We start from the raw sequence: 19,222 nt of genomic DNA, 5'->3' as shown, positions 1-19,222 counted from the left end.
TCGTCATAGTGTAGCTTCCATTGTAATGTTTTTGAACAAGCAAAATTTTAGAAAACGTCGGTAAATTTCAGTAAAAAGATCAAGAGTAAGCAACCTTCTCCTTTCTAAATCGGATATAATATGTAACCACGTTTAGAAAGATAATAACAGCCGCGATAATAGCGGATAAGAAAACAAGGTTATTGTTTTTTGTATTTGCGACTGCAATAGCCATTAAAGCCCAAACTGCTACCAGGCCGAATGTTGGCATATTGCGTCTCCAAATCATAAACAAATGGATTAATAACGCTACTGTAAACATAGAAATCGTCCAAACCGTATCCGATAATCCAAAACCATCCCAACGAATCTTGGTTAAATAGGCAGCAACATTGGCAATTAACGCAACAGAAATCCATCCAGCGTAAATATGGAAAGGTACTTGTAGAAAGATACGGTCTACTATGGTAAAGTGGTTTATGGCATTTAATGTATTATGAATTATCTTTAACAGTGCTACAAATAGCAAAATCATCAATAAGATAGTGGTAAACGTATAGTCATAAAGCCAGGAGATCACCCATAGACTATTTGCGAGACAGGAAATGAGGAACCACCAACCTACCTTTGAAATTATCTTGTCTTTTTCAATTGTTTGCTTGCTAAATGGACCATAAAAAACAACAAACCCAAGAAGACCTAAATAAATAAGCGCCCAGATCGAAAATGCATAACCTGCTGGTGTAAATAGATTTTGGTATTTGGCGGATATCGTTGCCATTGTTTGTCCATTAAATATCCCTGTATTGGAGAGGTAATTAATGATGATAGTTACTACCAATGCGATCCCGTTAATCATTTGAAATATCTTTTTCATATTGCGCTGCGCTAAATTAAGTTTCATAATTACAAAAATTCCTTTTGCTGTCTTGCGAGTAATTATTTAGAGTAAAATTATATCTAGAACTAAATTCAAAAAGACAAATTTATAGAATTTTTGACACGAGGCTATTTTATATTTTTAAAACTCAGGACAAAATTATAGTCTGATCTACGCTACTAAATCAATGTTTTTTGCTGTTGACAAAAATACTTATATAGCAAAAATGCATTAGTTACTGATATAACGATCAATATGATATATAGTGGGGCTTTATCGACACAACAATCAGTTCTTTTAACTACGGCCTTCCCTACTCTTCTTCTCGACTGTGCGTACAGCATAGTCAGGAAAAGATCGGGCAAATGGAAAATATCATTTTTAATGCTGTTAAACAATAGCGTTTTTTATATTTAAAAAATAATAACGAACTTTGTATCAAGAGGTTTAATATAGTTTTCTTCGGCCTGGATAATGTTGATATCTAATCCTGCGGTGTACAGCCCCCTTATCATCAGGTCTTCTAGATTAAGGGAAATGGAGACATAGTTTTTTATGGTGCAGACAATCTTCCTCAAATGGAATATATAAACTATCAGATAGCTGCAATCAGGTTGTCGCTGATTGCAGCACATATGAATATTCTCAGCTCGTTGTTTTTTACTTTTTACACTTGTAATGCAACTGTGTCAATCCGGTATCAAATGTTTTTGCAGTAATGAATTCTAGGGCTTGCTCAGGTCTCCCGTCTTTAAAAAGCCTTGTTCCATTACCTAGCAGAATCGGAATAACCGAGATAACAAAATCGTCTATTAAGTCATGTTTTAATAATTCATTGATTACTTCTGCTCCGCCATCACAATAGATATTTTTGCTATCTCCTGATTTTAGGTATGCTGACAATTCGCTTAAATCTCCCGTGTAAAAAATCGTCCTACCTACTTGTGGCCTCTCGGTTCTTGTAATGACATAAACATCTCGCTGTCCATTGTCATAGTGAGATGATCCGATTTCGCGAACCATATAGTCATAAGTTTTTCTGCCAACAATTATGGTATCAATTTGGGACGTAAATTCAGCATAGCCATAGTCTTCGCCTTCTTTTTCTACTAATTTCAAAAAGCTTAAGTCATTGTTGGGCTTTGCAATATATCCATCCAGGCTCATTGCAAAGAAAAGTGAAATTTTTCGCATATGTCTTGAGTTTTAAAGTTTCTGCAAATTTACGTTTACGCTATTATCGACATTTTGTAAAAATGCGACAAATTAAAGTGACGATGGTAAAAGTCCAGTATTTCGCCTGATTTCAAGGCTGAGATGTGAATGATCATAATAGCCACATTCAAAAGCGATATCCATCAAGCTACGGCTTTGCTTTGAATCTCTGATTAAGGACAATGCATTCTGAAAACGGATAATGTTCGAATATTCTTTTGGCGATAGTCCAATAAACTTTTTGAAATTGCGTTCCAGTTGTCTCACGGTTGTACAATTTCTTTTTGCTAGATCAAAAACGCTAATTCTTCCCTTGAATGAATGTATATCATTAATAACAGTGTGTAAATGAATTGTTTTGGGCTTTATTCTTTCGGAATAAAAACGATCAAAATATTTAAATGGATTTTCATATACTTTATCAACAACAAAGGCAATGTTTTTTTCAAATTCGACAGTGTTGTTTGTCAATTCATTTTGAGAAGCATAATGGTAGAAATTAGCAAAAGTTGCGGGTTTTAAACAAACACCAATAAGATGCGTATCGGGATCAATAAGGCTGTCTTTGAAAGCTCTCATAGCACCTACTACATAGGTTTTCCCATAATCCATGGAGAAACAACCATTATCAGTCAAACATTTATTTCCTAAATTCAATAGGATGCCAGCACAACCATCCGGGAAAACTCGTTCCCAGCCCCTTTTATATTCGTTTCCCTTCAGTTCCCAATAAAAATGAATAAAGGGTTCTAATTCTTTGTAAGGCTTCACTTTTTTGTATTCCATGCGGCAACTTCAAATAACCTCTTTCAACCAATTCGTATACCAATCTTCAAAAGACACCCTCAACCCATTAGTTCCATCAATCCGATAGCAGAAGTTGTCAAACCAATACATATTCTACAACCCAAATGGTCTGCATTATCATTTACATAGCTTTTTTATTTCCGCAAAGTTCTTTGAGTACTAATAACCCTGCAAAATACGCGGCGTGCAGAAGCTGTGTGTCTATGGCTGTCCAGTTTTCAATAGTTGTACTTCCGAAAATTAATATTGCCATTAATACTAAACCTGCGTATAAAGCCCAACGTTGAAAAACGCCAGTCAATAATAACAGTCCGATAATAATTTCTATAAAAGGGAGTGCGTAGCCAAAACCTAAAATCAATGGTTGGGGCAAATATGATTTCTGCATAAACTCCACCATCCAACCACTGAAAACATTTAGTTTTGGTAAACGAACCAAACCGTGTCCAAGCATTGAAAGCGCTATCGGAAATCTCAAAAACAGGGATGTGTATTTTTTCATTTTACTGTACTTTTATAATTTACATACGTTGTTCCTAAATAAGAACGGGCTTACCAAAAAGAGGATTACTGTCATTTTATAGCTTTTGATTTTTTTTTCTGCGCTATCCGTTTAACCTTGCAAATCTCTTTTCAAGGTTTACCAGCCAAGTGGCTCTTTTTTCCTGTGTGACCGCTTTCACTTGGTTAAAGCTAATCCACTTACGATTTTTGTAGCCCATTTTCCAAAATGTACCCATTATCACTGCTTTCTTAATGGCATTGCCAAAAAGCAGCCAATATAACCAATTTGGTGTATTCATTGTCGTAATCATTGTAAGGCCCTTAATATTGTCAAGTAAAGGTTTCATTCGTGTATTTGTCTTGTTTGTATAATCATACGCTACTCCTGGAAAAAGAACTTTGTCAATAAATCCTTTTGTCAATGCGGGCATCAGTTCCCACCAAATCGGAAATATAAATATCAAATGGTCAGCTTTTTCGAGTCGTTCTTTGTATTCTATGACTTTCGGGTCAACAGGCTTCTTATCCCTAAATCCTTTTAAATCTGCCGATGTCATTACGGGATTGAAGCCATCCTTATCAAGATAGATAAGATCAATTTGATGTTGCGCTTTCTGAAGGCCCTTAGTCACTGCATTTAGTATTGCATTGCAATAACTTCCTTCGTATGGGTGGTTAAATACTATTGCTATTCTCATTTTTTATTGTTTTAATTTTACAATCCAAAATTGAGAAGAGTGTAATCTACGGGACGATAACAATTGTAAAGAAATGGTTTTTACCGCCTATTTCTGATTCGGCTCAACGAAACAGGTGTAATACCCAAATATGAAGCGATGTAATGTTGAGGAATACGTTGTAAAACTTCAGGGCGTTGTTTAAGCAACTCTTCGTATCGCTTTTGCGGTTTGTCTTTAATACGCAAAAGAAAGAGTTTTTGGTAGAAAAGCAGTCGATCCAATGTAAGGTCTTCTATTTCCTTTTTAAGTGTTGTTTTGGCAGGGATTTCCTGTCGTTTAAAAAGATGGCTGAACTTTTCCCACTCGGTTATATTTTTTGTTTTTCTGCTTGTCATTTACAGTATTAATAGTAATCCGGATGATCCATAAAATTACAAAAAAATTATTGATGCCGGATGTATCATTGAGAATCAGGAGCAACCCGCCTATGTTGGAGAGGTGTTATTTTTTTTTGCATTTCAATACAATCTAATCACCAAAAATACCCTAAATAAGCATCATCAGGATTTTCTTAGGAGCTGTTAACCATATGCATGAGCCTCTTTTATTTCTTTTGACTTCATTAAAATCACGGTTTTAAATCTACATGGTAGATTTATTTCTTTAACAGCAATAGATCAATATGTAATACTTCCAAATACACCTTTATAAATAAGGATAAGTGTAATAGTGTCAAATAATGCATGGGAGATTATAGGAATCCAAAGGCTACCGAACCTCTTATACAAAATAACCCAATACAGCCCTCCCATGAATGCCGCGATTACGGCGAAGATATCTTGCTGCACATGGTAAAGACCAAAAAGTAAACTTGTTAAAAACATAATGATCAAAGGACTGAAACCTTTAAAAATCCTTTTCTCAAATACATTTTGTATATAGCCACGAAATACGATCTCTTCATAAAATCCTCCGATAACGATAGCTGCGAATACTGTCATTATCAACCTAGTCATACTGCTTTTGATAAAATTGTATTCCGTATAATCTGGAACTTCAAAAAAGTATTTAATACTCGGAATATATACGAATTGCATAAAAGCAACCCAGGTTAATGCTGTAACAACTCCTAAGATAAATGCTCTTGAAGTAAATTTTTCCTTTATCAGCCCAATATCCCTAAAGGTCTTTCCTTCCTTTCTTAGCATGAGGAAAATTGCTCCTAAACAAACAAGAGCATAAGAATAAAAAGGTAATGGTACAAAGTGTGGAAATATAATAAGAAATACAACAAATCCAATATTTCCAATTGTTGAAACTATCTTTCCCTCCATAAGCTGCTAAAATGAAATGTTTTGTTAAGTCTACAAGTTTTTGAAAAGCTAACAATTTGGTATAATAAAGTTATACAATTTAAGGGCATTTTTAAATTGTCATTTGCATGAATAAATCTTGTATAGAAAAATGAGACCGACCAGATAGGTCAGTCTCATCGACGAGACAGAATTTTCCTTTTGCCCATCTTAACGCGTTAAAATCCCATTATAGGTTTCAGAAGAAGGTAAAACAGATTAAAACTCTAACGTTTAGGATGATAATTAATCTAAAATAGATAACAATTTCGCTTGTCTAAGCCTTCTTTTTATGAGCTATAGCTATCATTATTGTCATTAAAGTAAGAGAACACAATGATGCATAGAGCGTGCTCAATTCGAGGCCACCTTTTGCAAATGGTTTTGTAAGGAAATCACCAAAAGTTGCTCCAAAAGGTCGTGTAAAAATAAAAGCAATCCAGAATAATAGGATTTGATTGAGTTTGGTGAAGTAATGTAACAGCACCACCAATATGATTATACTACCAGTTACCATAGCCCCATGTAGATAGCTCAGTCCCAAGTTGTCACTTAGAAAATCGCCGAATGCAGTTCCTAAACTATTGGAAAACAGTACAGCTATCCAGAATAGCAGCTCTTTTTTCTTTTCAACAATTGGATATACTTCCAAATTTTTATAGGTTCTATACCAAAATAATATACTGACCGCCAGACAGAGCGCTAATATTATACTTCCAAACAGATAACCCATGCGTAGGGTTCGATCAATAAAGTCAGAAATCTCGGTACCTAAAGTAGTCGTACCTATTATAACAAACCAATACTTTACAGGCTCGTATTCTTTGGCATTGAGCTGGATCAGCAAGGCGACAACTAAAATGACTAAAGTAATAGCTAAACCTGCCATATAGCCGTAATTGAGCGTCATGGAAATGAAATCACCCAGAGTTTCTCCCAAGGTTGTAGCCACCACTTTCATCAGCCAGAACAAAAGTGTGATGGGCGCTACTTTATTTAGATACTTCATCTTCTTTTTTAAACAAAGCTATCGTTCAATTTTGAAGAAAGTTAGAATTGGTTAGAACGCTATTTTAGAACGTTTTTTCTCTCGATCTGTGCAAACTGATGAAGGAAGAAATTGGTGAATTTATAATTCACATGTTATGGGCTAATTGAAATCGGTATAGAAGAACTTCAAACTTTAAGAAAAGTAAAGTTTGCAAATAAAAAATTTTGTTCATTAATGCAATCCAAAATTTTTATTTGTTCGTAAATGATCGTATAAAACTTTTAGATCATAAATCAAAAAAATAAAGATCATGAAACTCAAATCAATTTTATGGATTACGGCCACCGCGGTAACATTATTGGGAAGTACTTACATCAGTCAGGCCCAAACAAAGGAAAAAACTGTCATGGTTGGGGGCGCACCAATGTATCCTTCCAAAAACATTATTGAAAATGCGGTCAATTCTAAAGATCACACGACCTTAGTAGCTGCGGTAAAAGCTGCGGGCTTAGAGGAAACCTTAGCAGGCCCCGGTCCTTTTACAGTACTGGCTCCTACGAACAACGCTTTTGCCAAAGTACCTAAAGAAGCACTAAACAACCTCATGCTGCCCGAAAACAAGGCTAAGTTAAGCTCTATATTGACCTATCATGTAATCCCCGGAAAATGGAGCACTGCACAGATCAGCAAAGCAATTAAAGATGGTAATGGAATGTATGTAGCCAAATCAGTCCAGGGCGGTGAGCTTACTTTTTGGATGAAAGGAAAAGATGTATATGTAAAAGATGCTCAAGGTAATAGTGCTAAGGTAACAGTTGCTGATGTCAATCAGTCAAATGGGGTGATCCATGTAATCGATGCGGTATTGATGCCCTAGAAATCGCAGTCATACTATTCGATCATTTAACGTGTTATACAGAGACAAGTTTAACAATTCTTTCTTAATCCGATAGCATAATAGAAAATAGAAACAATGGTAAAAAACGAGCAATATCAAATATTGCTCGTTTTATTTTTAAGTCAATTAGGTAAAATTGAAGTAGTCAAGAATTAATCTGACAGTTGCAATAAATATTGCTGTTCTAATATAATATCTTACCTATAATATTTTGACCAAGCTTTGAAATAAGGTTGTAGCTTTTCACTGAGATTCATCTTGACCCATTCTCGATCAACTCCCTCCTCCGTGTATAATATTTCGAGGATACCAACATGCACGATATTGATGATTTCACAGTTGTGACTTTGCCAATATAATTGATATAATCAAAGGAACTTTCGACAAAAGAGCTTGTCCGGTCTGCTATGATCTGGCCGCCAAGATAAGTCGCAAATTCGTTCATAAATAAGTATGTTAAACGATCTGAGAAAAAACTATCTTCCCCCATTTCAACAATTTCCTTGTACTCGGGTACTTTATCAAACAAAATACCTGTTAATGTATCAAAAATAAAAATGTCAATTTCTTCTAACGGCTTCATCTGGAGTTTCAAATTCATGTGCTATCAAGGTACAAAATAGGTATTAAAATTATCGTTACTGGGTTATATATTTTGTCTATTTAAATCCTCTTTTGTAAATTCAATAGCTAGTAAAGCCATATCATGAAATTAATTGTAAAAATATTCCAAATCTGTCTTGTTATAGTGCTTTTGTTGGGATATAAAAACTCGTCATGGGCGAAAGCTATCACAAAACTAGCAGCAACAGATTCATTAATCGTATTGCATTTTCAGACAAACGACTCGCTAGTTTACAGTCAGGACTATTTTGACAATATCTTAAGAATTCATCCTGAATTTGTATTTGAAGAGACACTTAATCCCACATTAAGCTATCAACTGCAACACGATATCGAGTTCAATAGTGAGGCTGGAAAGGACAATTATTGTATGCTCTACGCCTATTTCTTAATGAATGTAAATGGCCAACAGAGATATGCAGCACAGCGCAAAATATTATTTCGCTTATTTTCTAAAGTGAATGAATTATTTGCTTTTATTGAACAAGGAGGCACATATTTTGGACATCAACAGAAAAGATTGCTTGCGGAAGTGGAATATGCGATCTACCTGATGTCCAAAGATAAAAGCGAGCTTCGAAAAACATACGATATCAACAAACAAAAGCAGCTGTATATTCAGGGGCTTAGACAGCTCGTAGCTGATGAAGTAGCAAATAATGAGGGAATTGAACCTCAGCAGAAGTCAAGCCAAATCAAACAGCTTTACAAAATAGTAGATGACATAAATCTGTTAATAACAGATAATTTCCTATTGAGAAGAGTGCAGAATTTTCAAAGCAATTATTACGAATATTATTGACGTTAAAAGACATCAAATAAAATTACTGTTAGTGTATTAAAAGGCTACATACCGGGAGGAGTGCGATAAGTCATGATTTCCGTACCATTAGACTTTTTCACAATCTCCTTTGTATTTCTAAGTATTAATGTATGACTTCCAAGTTTGCTATATGATACAAAGTCTCCATCGCGAGTTTGTTTGCAGACAACAAACATATGCCAGTTGCCGTCTGCCGGAAGTGAGATAATCACTTTTCTCCCAGACCTCAATTCATTTTCTATCGTTTGAAAAAGGCTGTCCATCGGAAAGGTTTCATCACGAGGCAAAACAAATTTTTGAGAAAAAGTAATACCGTATAATTCTTTATTGTCAAAATCACGAAAAGAACCATCCGCTTTGTTCTGCCATTCATTTTGTAAGTCGTAAAAATTAAAGTCCACCAATTTATAATACTTTAGTACCATTTCGACAGCAGATGGGATGCAGGACATTTGAAAAAGTTGGTTGTGGTTATTTATGACAGTATCAAAAAACTCAAACTCATCCTTTTTTTGTGTTTGAGCCTCCGCGTGAGAAAAAAAAGATGTGGATATTATCACGACTAAACTAAAGAGAACTTTTTTCATAATTTAAATTATTTTTGATTATCGCACAAGACATGCTAACATCTCTCTACATATGAGGCGGAATGCTGTACGTCATGATTTCTGTACCGTTAGACTTTTTTACAATTTCTTTTGTATTTCTAAGTATCGTTGTATGGCTACCTTGTTTGCTATAAGAAACAAATTCACCATCCGGAGTCTTTTTATATACGAGAAATATGGACCAGCCTGTTTCCACCTGAAGTGCGATAATTACCTTTTTACCCGATTTCAATTCATTTTCTATCGTTTGAAAAAGACTGTCCATTGGAAAACTTTCATCTCGTGGCAAATTGAACTCCTGGGAAAAAGTAATTCCGTATAATTCCTTTTTGTCAAAGTCACGGAAAGAACCGTCCGTTTTATTTTGCCACTTAAGTTGTAAGTCATAGAAATTAAAATCCACTGCTTTGCAATACTTTAGCACCATTTCAATGGCTGAAGGGATACCTGAAACCGGAAAGATTTGATTGTGGTTGTTTACAACAGTATCAAAAAAATCGTAATCGTTGTTATTTTTTGTTTGTGCGTTCGCATGAAAAATAACCGACGTGGTTATTAACAAGACTAAAATAAAGAGCATCTTTTTCATAACTTAACTTATTTTTGATTAATTGGGTCTCTACGTAGTAGATAAAAGCTTTATTGTTTCAGCATAACCCATGTTGTTCTTTTTTGGTTGATTTTGATCTTAATTGTTTATCAATGATTTTTACCTGCGTTTAACGCCAAAACTGGTCCTTATTGGATCATCAACCTTTCGTAAAATGATGTACGGAAGCAACAAAATGGAACTACCGGTTTCTAAATCTTCATGGGTTATATAATGTTTTTTCAAATATCTCGAAATATCGTTTACAGTTATAGAAAAATACATTAAAAACAAAAACTTTAGTAGCCTTTCTGTTTCAATATGTTGTCGATTTTTATCATTATTAATCGGTGTGTCGGATCTTAAATCTACAAAGTTGTTATGGGCTTAGAGGTATTATAGTCTATCTGCAAATCCTCCATTTTTTGTTTAGCATCCTCAAAGGAGAGGAACGAATTTATTATTTAGGTATTTATTGCGAGAACCTCCTATAAACTATTTGAAATACGTATTACCCGTTGGCGATTCGCTATCATTAGTAATCCCCTTCTAGGACAATTTTAGCATTTAAAACTGTCCATGTTATCTGCATTTATTTTAGCGGATTTTTAGAAATTTCATTATTAAACTTTATAAGCTCATCTAATTTCTGAATAATTTCATTCATTACTGAACTAGAAAATAAGACATTCTTACCATATACTTCATTTCTTATTTCAAAATTACCATTGAAAGAGGAAATTATTGGTGTATAGAAATTATCATTTTTGACACCAATAATATTACTGAACAATAAAAAATCGTGACTAAAGAAAGGATATAGTTTCCAGAAATGCGTTTTAATTTCTTTGATTAACTCAATACTAAATTCGATTTCCTTGTTTTCAATTCTCTCTATTAGGTTAAACCATCTCTTTTCCAGTATCTGTTTTTCAGTTAGTACTAACAAATCGTAATAAAATGGATCAATTTCTACTTTATCTTGAATTGATAAGATGGAACTACTTTCTTTTACCGTCGATGGTTTCGTCGCTATAGGTAAACCATTCTATAAAACGGTTTGCTTTGGTGCTAGGGAAAGTCTTTCCTGGAGCGATTATGCCATCATGATCCAGCATATCAGACAGTCTTTTTTTTCCGTCTGGAGCAATAATTTTCAACTGGGTAGTGGCACTAACCAGTTCATTATTTTCCTTTTTAAGCTTGGCTTTGAGGTATTTCCAATAGTTTCGGGTTTTGGTATAATCATTCTGATCGGTCAAAACGGCCACAATGTCCAACACTGAAAACCACCGCAGCCCTTGGTATCAGGTAATAGCTCAGTTCCCTGAAGCGCGCCACGCTTTAATTGCGTCGGAGATGTGGCGATCAATTTAAGCGTTGATATCTTGTTTTGATTTTCTTCAAAATACTTCCTGGATCATCTGTTTGTCAAGGCTCAGATCGGCAACATGGGCGTTCTCTTCTTCCAGCTGACGGAGCCTACACAGTTCCGAGACACCCGGACTTTCGATCTAATTTTTTTATGCGCCTTATAACTGGTATCCACATATCAAAAATCATAAACTGTTACTTGAATATCTTTAGTCGTCAACGAAGAGTTTATCAAAGGTTCTATCTTGTCCCAGGTTCCACCTGCAAGTCCGCATCCAATTCTCGGCATATGAACAGTCGCCTTTTTATCAATTGCAAACTGTGCGACTTTTTCAAGTCCCAACAAAATTGCGTCATAACGAATCGGTGCATTACCATTTTCATCTTTGTTGATTTTATGCTGGCCTATTAAATTTGCAACCCAAAGTTCATTTTCGACTTGTACAAATTGAACTTGTCCAAGATTAAAATTGTCTTTTGCCTTGAACCATCCTTTGTATTGTTGTTCTGGCTGTTTCCAACGTTTAGAAACTGCCATCACAAAGCCTTTTCCCCACCTGCCGATGTCATTGCAAATGTGAACAATGATTTTGTTTCCTGATGCTGTAGGATTTGTTGCGTCTCCTTTTATGTAATTTATTTCCATGCTCTGAGTTAGCTGATGCTGTTTTCTCTACAAAATTACATATATTGGATTAGAAATAAAGGCTATACATATTTGACCAATATTTTATGGGTAACATATTTGACGAGGAAAAGTTATATCCTTATGAAGGGGCAATAAAAGAGCATTTCGAAGATCATTATGACAGCGTTTTCATTGCATTCCTCCCCTTCTTTCAACTTGACAGGGAGGAAACTGATAAAAGTAATCTAAAAAAAGCCAAGTTACTATCGCATGAAGAAGCGCTGAAGGAAATTGATTTATTAAAAAAACTTCCCGAAGCGAATAGGGAAATCTATAGTTACGACAATGACCGATACCCTGCCGATGAAGACATTTTTCGGAAGGGCAAACCAATACCTTGGAAAAATATCGTGAAAGGTTCTGATCTTGCAGGTTATGCGGATCTCAATACAGCCCTACGAACTTCAATAGGTGCGTTAAACCGAAATTTTACGAGACCGGACCTCATGGAAAAGCTTAACAATTATACGGATAGCGAAAGTATCTACCATCCGACCGAAGGTGCCTTTGGTATACTTTCAAAGATGGTTATCTATAAAGCGTTCAAACTCCTGGGAAGGGACCAGATCATGATAACCGACGAGTTTTATGAACAGACCTCAACTGTGGATCTTGATCGACTAACCGAATATGAATTCTGTGATGAGATCGGCGGTAAGGACTATTACTTATACTCGGCTGATAAAGAAATTCTGTTTACCATTGAATGGGATAGCTTTTTCTTTCTCATAGCAACAGATCATAAAAAAATGGATCAGCTTATCGCTAGCAATTTGTTTGAGGGTTTTAGCTGTAATGACCATACAGAACATTATTGGGAATACACCTTGGAGTAAAATAACAATTATAGTCTGAAATAGGCTCAGTATAATATAGTATCACAGTATTTATGAAAACAGAAACTCAAGAAAAATTTGACAGAATCATAAAGGAAAGCTTTATTGAAATCTTAAAACCGCTTGGTTTTAAAAAAAAGGCTAACAATTTTTATTTGCCGCTTGAGAAAATCGGTCACATCATAAATATTCAAAAAAGTAGATCTAGCACCAAAGATGATATCCTTTATACCATAAACGTCGGAATATTTTCACCCGAATATTGGTTAGCTCGCTTTAACTACAATAACAAAGATGTACCGGCATTTCCCACCGAACCTGAGTGTTTAATAAGAAAAAGAATTGGCTGTATGAGAGGGCTAGACGATACGTGGTATACTATAACAACGACGACAGATGTTGAAGAACTAATTGTCGAAATGAAATATAATATTTCAGGCTTTATTTTACCATTCTTGGAAAAATTAAACACTGAACAAAAGCTTATCAACGAACTGGAAACTTCCGAGCAAACCTTACTGCACACCGCCGCTAAAATGACATTTTTCGCAGAGCTAAAGCTGCTGGATAAAGCCAGAGCTGAATACAGGAAAATATCAAAAGAAAATTATAATCCATATCAAATGGCAAGCCTCAAAGAATATGCAGAAAAGCAGGGTTTAATTTAATAAAATAGATTTTTTAATTGGCATTTTATACAGCGATTAAGACAGGATGAAGATATTAGACTTTTTCAGAATATTTAAACGAAAGATTGCATCAAAAACTAAGAGGAATACATACTTACCCCTGTCTTGGGACGACGATTATTGTCAAATTGAAATTGTCCCCGCCGAAAATAGGGAGTCTATAGAGAATAGGATTACAGAAGTAAAAATTCTCGCGGATCAATCAAGAGAGGGTCTGGGTTTTACTGAAATATTCGAAGTCGGCCAGATGTCTATAACGACTTTTTCAAAAGAAATCCTAACAGAGCCGCTGAGTCAACTATTAACAAATTATAAATTTGAAAAAGCAAAAAGCATTAACTATGTCGGCTATAAAATAGCCAACTGCGAAACAACATCGACTAAAGCTTTTGGTTTCTCAAACTTCACTATATTTTTTGATACAGAAGAAGAATTTGTAAAACATATTTGGCTTTCTATCAACGCGACAGCTTCTCGAACGGAAATTTCGCGAGAACAATTCAAATTAATTAAAGACGCACTATATAGCTTAGGTGAAGAATACGAAATGGTTTTAGCGGACTGGAATAGCTTTCAATTAATCGATTTAAGGAACAGAAATCAGATTGACAAATATCTTAACGGTTATTGGAAATAGTATTCGAAGATCAATCATCCCTAGTTCCATTTTCATAATGATAGTTACCAAAGTAGTTTCGTTATATCAACTATTTAGATTTGCCTAAGCATCATTAATGGCATAATTATAGAGTAATTTTGCCAGTTCTTCATTAGAAAGGAACCTGTTTTGATTATCATAAGCTTCTTCAATGGCATCTAAGAAATAATAAAAATCAAATAAATTATAGGATTTTATTCCATTATCTGTATATTCTGTACTCCCTCCAGTTTTCTCAATTTCAAAATATCTCAATTCATTATCAATATTCAATGGAATCTCCATAAAAATCTCGATCACTTCGGATCCCTCATTTAACGACTGCAGAAGGCAGAATTCTTTGAACGAACCACCACCCCTAAAAAAATCAATTAACTCTAAAAGCTTCATCTAACGCTGATATTTTATGTTAAATTTAAACAAATCTTAAAACACGTGGCAAAGAATTAAAGATAACAAAAACAGATAACTCATATTTATTATGAAAAAGAAAAAGGCTCCTCGCATTGTTCAGTTGAGAGATAAATTAAATGATTACGGTATATTTGCTAGTGAGCAATTTGCAAAAATGGGATTTCTTCGCGTAAAAGTTACAGCTTACATAAGCAATGACGTTCCAGGATTTGTCCGATGTGAATTTACTGATATAGATGGTGGTCTGCATATTATTGAAGAGAAAGTTCCTGTTCTATCTGACCAAGAATGGGACGAGAATACATCGTACCCTTTTTGGATACTCGTTCCTGGACAAATATTGGATAGCCGTGTTGAGATATCAATTACCAAAACAGGAAAAGAAATAAAAAGAAAGATCGTTAAAATATCTCTTGAAAAACCGTGGGGCATTTATGACACCAATGATGGGGCTATTTTTGAGATCTTTGATGAGGATATTGTGTGGTGAGACAGATATTACTGACCACCTCGACAAAAACGGCAATGGTAGTATGAATATAAGTAACTGGGAATTAATTAAGGACTTTTTCGCAAATAGAATTAATTGCGTTATGCAAGACAGAAGACAGAAAACCTCTAAGATAGCTGCAATTATAGAACCTTAGAGTTTTTCGACCTCTTCGATAGAGAGCCCTGTGCCCTTCGCGATATCAGCTATTGGTAATCCCATTTCCTTAAATGCTTTAGCAGTCTCAAGCGCTTTTTTGCGCTCCCCTTCTGCTAGACCTTTAGCTTTACCTTCCGCCAGACCTTCTGCTAGACCTTCCGCTTTACCTTCCGCTTTACCTTCTGCCAAACCTTTAGCGTGACCTAAAGCTTCTCCGGATTTCATGGCCGAATTGAATACGCTCTCCGCATCGCGCTTATGTTTTAAACTTGCCTCGTATGACATGAGTTCCTCCTCCGTTAATTTACCTATCTCTCCTATCTCAAAGATAAGACCAAATATTCTTTTATCCAAAAATGATGGCAATCTATCCATGGTACTCAAATGTTTAAGTAAGTACAACCACTGATCCATAACTGTCTTTAGTTCTTCCGGCTGTTTATTAAATAATGGAAGCGAAATCATCTTATACCCCAATTTATCATAAAATATTTCTTTGGTCAATTTGTCACACAGCGCCACATCATAGAAATAAGGGCGCTCTGTGATACGGGATATACCAGAACTTCCGTTTCTATCCATGTCAAACTCCAAAATACCAATAAAGTAAACCTCCGGTAGGTAATAATCACTACCCTTCTTGCCTCGCGCTAATTGTTTATTGATGAGACGTGAGGTATAATACACCGCGCGGTCCTTAAAAAATTCTTGAAAGAGCTGCTGCATCTCAATGATGAAAACCTCACCATCACTGCCGATACAATGCAAATCAAATACAACACGACGCATTTCCTCATAGTCGCCATCTTGTTCTACAGGCTTATATCTTAGATCCGAAATTATCTTCTCTCCATGAAATAGACTATTGAGAAACTCAATTAGTAAGATTTTGTTGTCCTCTCTACCAAAGTAAAATTTCCAACCGAAATCGGTACGTGGATCTACATACCTACCCAAATGTTTTTTTGATTTAGCCATAATATTTATTAATTGATTATCAAGCAAATATACAATAATAAACTTAAAAATACTAACATAATTAGTAAAAAAAACACAGGTCGGAAAGTAATTTATATTGATAATCAATCGCACGAGCTGAAAAGTTACAGACAGACTAGTCTTTATCAAATTTTATGAGTTACTTAGTAAATAATGCAGCCAATTTTGACGCAGTCAGCACTATTATAAATTATTACTTAGACGGAACCAAAAGTAGAATGCCAAATGAAAAAAGAATAAATGATTTATTAAAAGAGATTCGAAATAGTAAGTCTGGCAATCCCTCATGGGGTTTCTAAAATTCCAATTGATCTCGCTTAACACCATTTTTATTGACAATTAATAGCCTTTTTTATACTTTTATTTTTAGTATTTAGATAGATAAACGCTCACTTTTAACAATGAAAAGTATCATGAATTCAGTCACATCTTCTCATTATATTAAGAGCTTAGCATTTGACTACATCGAAACATATTCCTTCCAGCGCGGAGATGAATATCAAGCGGCAATGCAAGTATTAAGACCTGAACGGAATCGCTTAAAAGTGAGAAAACAAAAACGAAACAATCTCAATGAAAACGAAGAAATTCGCCTGAGTGAACTGGACGCCTTATTGGCTATGACACAATACTTAATCGATAATAATGGACTGTTTCATTTTTCTAGTCAAAGAACCAATACTTTTCAGTACGATCATGAGGTAACCAAGCTTCTAAGGAATATTTTGCTTACAAAAATAACTGATGTCAACAATTGGATGTGCGCCCCCATTTACAGGGATGCTATTGTGTTCTATAAAAGTTCGGGCGAAATTATATCTGCTTTGAATATCTGTTTAAGTTGTGAAGCAATGGCGATAGATAGTTCCAGTCAGGTTATCGCTGATGGTAGAACATATGAACTGCTCAGAAAGTTCTTTAAGGAGATAGGTCATCCTGTAAAGTCATGAATTAAACAAAGATAATTATATTCCCTATGTGCAGAAGTATAATAACAATATGTATGATGACCGTCGTGCTATTTTCGTGTAGTTCGAAAAACAATGCTCCAGGTAATAATAACGATATCATTGGACCAACAACCGAATTTGACCTGACTGATACGATCCCGAAAATAACCATTCAAGACAGCACTCTGGCATTCCCTCAGCTATTTGAGGGTAGTTTCGCGAAGGACACAAAAGTAGCGCAATTCGGCACGGAAATAACGTTTGATAAGATAGCTGTAGGAAATCTAAAGGTATTATCAGGTCAGATTATCGCTACTGATCCCGTTACCTTAAGTGATGCGATTGCTTTTAATGAGGAGTTCCCTATTGGTGAGTTCCCGGTCGAATTGGCAATGGCAAATATCAGCGCCAATAAGGATCGAAGGGTCGCATTTGCACGAGTAAAATTCAAATGTACTCTGGCTGAAGCTGTTATCCGAGAGGAAAAAGACTGATGTAGACTATATGTGGAAGATACCGAAAAGTCGGAGAATATAACCCTATTTTGAATGTTTTGATTTATTTGACACGAATATTTAATCTATAAACAGCTACCCTTTTGGGTAATTTTCCTTATCAAAGGAAAATATTGATGCATTAATGCTTATCTTATCGACTAATTATATTACCAAATGAAAAGATATTTATTATTTATTGCGCTGCTGGGGCTAGGCTTTGGCGCGTGTAAGAAAGAAGAAGCCGCAAAACCGTCTATTGAAACAATTAAAATTGCGGGTCACGAATACCCAAAAGATTCTACGTTTACGGTATTTTCGAAATATTCAGGCTTACCTTTAGAAGGTCTTAAATTCCTTCAAGATGAAGAAGTTTTCATTTACAATGATTATCTAAAAGTATTACCTTCCGATTATCTAATTCTGAAAAAGTGATGAAAAAACTAATATTTTCAATCTTAGCCATAGTAGTGACGTTATATGCATCAGCGCAAGTGAACTTAGTAAAGGTAGCTGACTATTTTGATGATTTCCAAATAACTAGGCGATGAGGCAAATTGAAGTTTAATGCAGACCGATTGTTTTACAATAGGCTTCCTCAAGAACTTTCAATCGCCCCCTTTTTATTGCAATTTTCGCAACAAGATCTAAAATAGGTTCTACAATTTTCATTGCTCCTGTCATCTTGGAATTATTCAGATAAATAAACAAAGCAAGATCTGAAAACTTTTTTGGTAGTCCGTTTCTGTTTGTAAGACCATCCTTGGCTAATCCCAAAAGAATAAGTGAAGCCTGTTCAAATTCAATATTTCCAGGATCTATGGTTGTCCGCAATCGACATAGACCTTTAGACTTGTTGTTAAAAAGATGAGTCTCATTGGCTGCTATAACTATTTGGTCTCCTGGCTTTAGTTGGTAACGTTTACCGTCCTTGCCCACTTCCAGTTCACCTTCTAGAATTTCAAACTTCTCCGAAAATAACGTATGATAATGCCATGGTGTTTTTGCTCCAGGGAGCAGATCACATTCACTTACTGTAGGGCCACCGTTAACCGCAGATTGAACTAAATCAAAGGATATTTGATGATGAGAACTGCTTTGTTGTCTTTTTTGTATAAGAAGTACTGAACCTATTATAACGCAGACCGCTACTGCGATCAGATGAGCTATGCCATGCTGCCAATCGCTTCCATCTTTGAGCATTACGATCATGAGATCACCCAGGGGTACGACAGTAGCTGCAAGCAGTGCTATGGCCAGCGCCTTTCTTTGCTTTGTCAATACGAAAAGCACAAGGAGAATACCCGAAAATAAATCTCGAATTCCTTTTATATAATGAAAAGAAAAATCATTGTTGGTATCGGTCACGATACCATAATCAAACTCGGCCTTCAATGGCGAAACCAAAAATCTCATACCGATAAACAATAGTCCCAGCCCGGTTAAAAATGAGATAATGTAACAAATTCTAGTTGTCATAATTTTATCTGTTTGTTTGACAACAAAGTTATTTGTAGGGCC

Annotated in this window: 26 protein-coding genes; 9 read left to right on the top strand and 17 right to left on the bottom strand. The window is 35.3% G+C overall.

Features of this window, described 5'->3' with window-relative positions; all coding sequences use genetic code 11:
• Positions 1-79: 79 nt before the first annotated feature.
• The 8 genes from ABFX33_RS14575 to ABFX33_RS14540 all read right to left on the bottom strand — a co-directional run bounded on the left by ABFX33_RS14575 (position 80) and on the right by ABFX33_RS14540 (position 6,426).
• Positions 80-856: a hypothetical protein gene (locus tag ABFX33_RS14575; RefSeq protein WP_346086602.1), complete on the bottom strand. Its 777-nt coding sequence runs from the start codon at positions 854-856 to the stop codon at positions 80-82.
• A gap of 663 nt (positions 857-1,519) precedes the next feature.
• Entirely contained in the window at positions 1,520-2,053 is a 534-nt protein-coding gene (locus tag ABFX33_RS14570; protein WP_346086601.1) for a dihydrofolate reductase family protein, read from the bottom strand.
• Positions 2,054-2,125: 72 nt separating this feature from the next.
• On the bottom strand, positions 2,126-2,860 hold the full coding sequence (locus tag ABFX33_RS14565; protein ID WP_346086600.1) for a DUF6597 domain-containing transcriptional factor: 735 nt from the start codon (positions 2,858-2,860) through the stop codon (positions 2,126-2,128).
• A 142-nt stretch (positions 2,861-3,002) separates the two neighbouring features.
• The gene (locus tag ABFX33_RS14560; protein WP_346086599.1) at positions 3,003-3,383 is read right to left on the bottom strand and encodes a MauE/DoxX family redox-associated membrane protein; all 381 of its coding nucleotides are present in this window, start codon (positions 3,381-3,383) and stop codon (positions 3,003-3,005) included.
• Between the two features lie 103 nt (positions 3,384-3,486).
• The gene (locus tag ABFX33_RS14555; RefSeq protein WP_346086598.1) at positions 3,487-4,083 is read right to left on the bottom strand and encodes an NAD(P)H-dependent oxidoreductase; all 597 of its coding nucleotides are present in this window, start codon (positions 4,081-4,083) and stop codon (positions 3,487-3,489) included.
• An 80-nt stretch (positions 4,084-4,163) separates the two neighbouring features.
• A complete protein-coding gene (locus ABFX33_RS14550) occupies positions 4,164-4,460 on the bottom strand; it encodes a cyclic nucleotide-binding domain-containing protein (protein ID WP_346086597.1) in 297 nt (98 codons plus the stop codon).
• Between the two features lie 282 nt (positions 4,461-4,742).
• Positions 4,743-5,399 carry a CPBP family intramembrane glutamic endopeptidase gene (locus ABFX33_RS14545; protein ID WP_257090464.1) on the bottom strand — a complete coding sequence of 219 codons (657 nt, stop codon included), beginning with the start codon at positions 5,397-5,399 and terminating at the stop codon, positions 4,743-4,745.
• A 295-nt stretch (positions 5,400-5,694) separates the two neighbouring features.
• Complete coding sequence (locus ABFX33_RS14540; protein ID WP_346086596.1) at positions 5,695-6,426, bottom strand: COG4705 family protein; 732 nt, start codon at positions 6,424-6,426, stop codon at positions 5,695-5,697.
• A 292-nt stretch (positions 6,427-6,718) separates the two neighbouring features.
• Between ABFX33_RS14540 and ABFX33_RS14535 the strand changes: the two genes are divergently transcribed.
• Positions 6,719-7,285 carry a fasciclin domain-containing protein gene (locus tag ABFX33_RS14535; protein ID WP_346086595.1) on the top strand — a complete coding sequence of 189 codons (567 nt, stop codon included), beginning with the start codon at positions 6,719-6,721 and terminating at the stop codon, positions 7,283-7,285.
• Between the two features lie 274 nt (positions 7,286-7,559).
• Here ABFX33_RS14535 and ABFX33_RS14530 read toward each other — a convergent pair whose 3' ends face one another.
• Complete coding sequence (locus ABFX33_RS14530; RefSeq protein ID WP_346086594.1) at positions 7,560-7,907, bottom strand: hypothetical protein; 348 nt, start codon at positions 7,905-7,907, stop codon at positions 7,560-7,562.
• Positions 7,908-8,012: 105 nt separating this feature from the next.
• Between ABFX33_RS14530 and ABFX33_RS14525 the strand changes: the two genes are divergently transcribed.
• Positions 8,013-8,732: a hypothetical protein gene (locus ABFX33_RS14525; RefSeq protein ID WP_257090461.1), complete on the top strand. Its 720-nt coding sequence runs from the start codon at positions 8,013-8,015 to the stop codon at positions 8,730-8,732.
• A 44-nt stretch (positions 8,733-8,776) separates the two neighbouring features.
• Here ABFX33_RS14525 and ABFX33_RS14520 read toward each other — a convergent pair whose 3' ends face one another.
• From ABFX33_RS14520 to ABFX33_RS14500, 5 genes are all read right to left on the bottom strand, one after another.
• Positions 8,777-9,340, bottom strand: a complete 564-nt coding sequence (locus ABFX33_RS14520; protein WP_346086593.1) for a hypothetical protein — start codon at positions 9,338-9,340, stop codon at positions 8,777-8,779.
• Positions 9,341-9,386: 46 nt separating this feature from the next.
• On the bottom strand, positions 9,387-9,950 hold the full coding sequence (locus ABFX33_RS14515; protein ID WP_346086592.1) for a hypothetical protein: 564 nt from the start codon (positions 9,948-9,950) through the stop codon (positions 9,387-9,389).
• 592 nt (positions 9,951-10,542) lie between these two features.
• Entirely contained in the window at positions 10,543-10,899 is a 357-nt protein-coding gene (locus ABFX33_RS14510; protein ID WP_257090458.1) for a hypothetical protein, read from the bottom strand.
• A 52-nt stretch (positions 10,900-10,951) separates the two neighbouring features.
• Complete coding sequence (locus tag ABFX33_RS14505; protein ID WP_346086591.1) at positions 10,952-11,233, bottom strand: hypothetical protein; 282 nt, start codon at positions 11,231-11,233, stop codon at positions 10,952-10,954.
• A gap of 269 nt (positions 11,234-11,502) precedes the next feature.
• On the bottom strand, positions 11,503-11,970 hold the full coding sequence (locus ABFX33_RS14500) for a macro domain-containing protein (RefSeq protein ID WP_257090456.1): 468 nt from the start codon (positions 11,968-11,970) through the stop codon (positions 11,503-11,505).
• 86 nt (positions 11,971-12,056) lie between these two features.
• Between ABFX33_RS14500 and ABFX33_RS14495 the strand changes: the two genes are divergently transcribed.
• The 3 genes from ABFX33_RS14495 to ABFX33_RS14485 are packed head-to-tail and all read left to right on the top strand — an operon-like array spanning position 12,057 to position 14,174.
• Entirely contained in the window at positions 12,057-12,848 is a 792-nt protein-coding gene (locus ABFX33_RS14495) for a DUF2711 family protein (protein WP_346086590.1), read from the top strand.
• Between the two features lie 53 nt (positions 12,849-12,901).
• Entirely contained in the window at positions 12,902-13,516 is a 615-nt protein-coding gene (locus ABFX33_RS14490) for a DUF4304 domain-containing protein (RefSeq protein WP_257090454.1), read from the top strand.
• A gap of 46 nt (positions 13,517-13,562) precedes the next feature.
• Positions 13,563-14,174, top strand: coding sequence for a hypothetical protein (locus ABFX33_RS14485; protein ID WP_346086589.1), 612 nt, complete (start codon positions 13,563-13,565; stop codon positions 14,172-14,174).
• Positions 14,175-14,258: 84 nt separating this feature from the next.
• Here ABFX33_RS14485 and ABFX33_RS14480 read toward each other — a convergent pair whose 3' ends face one another.
• Complete coding sequence (locus ABFX33_RS14480; RefSeq protein WP_346086588.1) at positions 14,259-14,585, bottom strand: hypothetical protein; 327 nt, start codon at positions 14,583-14,585, stop codon at positions 14,259-14,261.
• Between the two features lie 91 nt (positions 14,586-14,676).
• Between ABFX33_RS14480 and ABFX33_RS14475 the strand changes: the two genes are divergently transcribed.
• Positions 14,677-15,099 (top strand): hypothetical protein, encoded by a 423-nt coding sequence (locus ABFX33_RS14475; RefSeq protein ID WP_257090451.1) that lies wholly within the window; start codon positions 14,677-14,679, stop codon positions 15,097-15,099.
• A 153-nt stretch (positions 15,100-15,252) separates the two neighbouring features.
• On the opposite strand, the gene ABFX33_RS14470 is transcribed toward ABFX33_RS14475, so the two are convergent.
• Complete coding sequence (locus ABFX33_RS14470; RefSeq protein WP_346086587.1) at positions 15,253-16,236, bottom strand: Rpn family recombination-promoting nuclease/putative transposase; 984 nt, start codon at positions 16,234-16,236, stop codon at positions 15,253-15,255.
• A 434-nt stretch (positions 16,237-16,670) separates the two neighbouring features.
• Between ABFX33_RS14470 and ABFX33_RS14465 the strand changes: the two genes are divergently transcribed.
• From ABFX33_RS14465 to ABFX33_RS14455, 3 genes are all read left to right on the top strand, one after another.
• Positions 16,671-17,207 carry a hypothetical protein gene (locus ABFX33_RS14465; protein ID WP_346086586.1) on the top strand — a complete coding sequence of 179 codons (537 nt, stop codon included), beginning with the start codon at positions 16,671-16,673 and terminating at the stop codon, positions 17,205-17,207.
• Positions 17,208-17,260: 53 nt separating this feature from the next.
• Positions 17,261-17,701, top strand: a complete 441-nt coding sequence (locus ABFX33_RS14460; RefSeq protein WP_346086585.1) for a DUF4241 domain-containing protein — start codon at positions 17,261-17,263, stop codon at positions 17,699-17,701.
• Between the two features lie 177 nt (positions 17,702-17,878).
• Positions 17,879-18,136, top strand: a complete 258-nt coding sequence (locus tag ABFX33_RS14455; RefSeq protein ID WP_257090448.1) for a hypothetical protein — start codon at positions 17,879-17,881, stop codon at positions 18,134-18,136.
• A gap of 129 nt (positions 18,137-18,265) precedes the next feature.
• On the opposite strand, the gene ABFX33_RS14450 is transcribed toward ABFX33_RS14455, so the two are convergent.
• Complete coding sequence (locus tag ABFX33_RS14450) at positions 18,266-19,180, bottom strand: DUF4267 domain-containing protein (protein WP_346086584.1); 915 nt, start codon at positions 19,178-19,180, stop codon at positions 18,266-18,268.
• Between the last annotated feature and the right edge of the window lie 42 nt (positions 19,181-19,222).

The organism is Sphingobacterium ginsenosidimutans, assembly GCF_039536865.1.
In the GTDB taxonomy this organism is placed as follows: Bacteria; Bacteroidota; Bacteroidia; order Sphingobacteriales; family Sphingobacteriaceae; genus Sphingobacterium; species Sphingobacterium detergens.
The sequence above is the reverse complement of the archived record's forward strand: the minus strand, read 5'-3'. Positions and strand labels throughout refer to the sequence as shown.

Excerpts from the sequence above, each read along its gene's own strand:
- ABFX33_RS14525 (WP_257090461.1), top strand. The coding sequence starts at position 8,013 with ATGAAATTAATTGTAAAAATATTCCAAATCTGTCTTGTTATAGTGCTT.
- ABFX33_RS14575 (WP_346086602.1), bottom strand. The coding sequence starts at position 856 with ATGAAAAAGATATTTCAAATGATTAACGGGATCGCATTGGTAGTAACT.
- ABFX33_RS14540 (WP_346086596.1), bottom strand. The coding sequence starts at position 6,426 with ATGAAGTATCTAAATAAAGTAGCGCCCATCACACTTTTGTTCTGGCTG.
- ABFX33_RS14465 (WP_346086586.1), top strand. The coding sequence starts at position 16,671 with ATGAATTCAGTCACATCTTCTCATTATATTAAGAGCTTAGCATTTGAC.
- ABFX33_RS14520 (WP_346086593.1), bottom strand. The coding sequence starts at position 9,340 with ATGAAAAAAGTTCTCTTTAGTTTAGTCGTGATAATATCCACATCTTTT.
- ABFX33_RS14500 (WP_257090456.1), bottom strand. The coding sequence starts at position 11,970 with ATGGAAATAAATTACATAAAAGGAGACGCAACAAATCCTACAGCATCA.
- ABFX33_RS14570 (WP_346086601.1), bottom strand. The coding sequence starts at position 2,053 with ATGCGAAAAATTTCACTTTTCTTTGCAATGAGCCTGGATGGATATATT.
- ABFX33_RS14545 (WP_257090464.1), bottom strand. The coding sequence starts at position 5,399 with ATGGAGGGAAAGATAGTTTCAACAATTGGAAATATTGGATTTGTTGTA.
- ABFX33_RS14470 (WP_346086587.1), bottom strand. The coding sequence starts at position 16,236 with ATGGCTAAATCAAAAAAACATTTGGGTAGGTATGTAGATCCACGTACC.
- ABFX33_RS14455 (WP_257090448.1), top strand. The coding sequence starts at position 17,879 with ATGAAAAGATATTTATTATTTATTGCGCTGCTGGGGCTAGGCTTTGGC.
- ABFX33_RS14485 (WP_346086589.1), top strand. The coding sequence starts at position 13,563 with ATGAAGATATTAGACTTTTTCAGAATATTTAAACGAAAGATTGCATCA.
- ABFX33_RS14460 (WP_346086585.1), top strand. The coding sequence starts at position 17,261 with ATGATGACCGTCGTGCTATTTTCGTGTAGTTCGAAAAACAATGCTCCA.
- ABFX33_RS14565 (WP_346086600.1), bottom strand. The coding sequence starts at position 2,860 with ATGGAATACAAAAAAGTGAAGCCTTACAAAGAATTAGAACCCTTTATT.
- ABFX33_RS14475 (WP_257090451.1), top strand. The coding sequence starts at position 14,677 with ATGAAAAAGAAAAAGGCTCCTCGCATTGTTCAGTTGAGAGATAAATTA.
- ABFX33_RS14560 (WP_346086599.1), bottom strand. The coding sequence starts at position 3,383 with ATGAAAAAATACACATCCCTGTTTTTGAGATTTCCGATAGCGCTTTCA.
- ABFX33_RS14495 (WP_346086590.1), top strand. The coding sequence starts at position 12,057 with ATGGGTAACATATTTGACGAGGAAAAGTTATATCCTTATGAAGGGGCA.
- ABFX33_RS14550 (WP_346086597.1), bottom strand. The coding sequence starts at position 4,460 with ATGACAAGCAGAAAAACAAAAAATATAACCGAGTGGGAAAAGTTCAGC.
- ABFX33_RS14450 (WP_346086584.1), bottom strand. The coding sequence starts at position 19,180 with ATGACAACTAGAATTTGTTACATTATCTCATTTTTAACCGGGCTGGGA.
- ABFX33_RS14555 (WP_346086598.1), bottom strand. The coding sequence starts at position 4,083 with ATGAGAATAGCAATAGTATTTAACCACCCATACGAAGGAAGTTATTGC.
- ABFX33_RS14490 (WP_257090454.1), top strand. The coding sequence starts at position 12,902 with ATGAAAACAGAAACTCAAGAAAAATTTGACAGAATCATAAAGGAAAGC.
- ABFX33_RS14535 (WP_346086595.1), top strand. The coding sequence starts at position 6,719 with ATGAAACTCAAATCAATTTTATGGATTACGGCCACCGCGGTAACATTA.
- ABFX33_RS14530 (WP_346086594.1), bottom strand. The coding sequence starts at position 7,907 with ATGAATTTGAAACTCCAGATGAAGCCGTTAGAAGAAATTGACATTTTT.
- ABFX33_RS14515 (WP_346086592.1), bottom strand. The coding sequence starts at position 9,950 with ATGAAAAAGATGCTCTTTATTTTAGTCTTGTTAATAACCACGTCGGTT.
- ABFX33_RS14480 (WP_346086588.1), bottom strand. The coding sequence starts at position 14,585 with ATGAAGCTTTTAGAGTTAATTGATTTTTTTAGGGGTGGTGGTTCGTTC.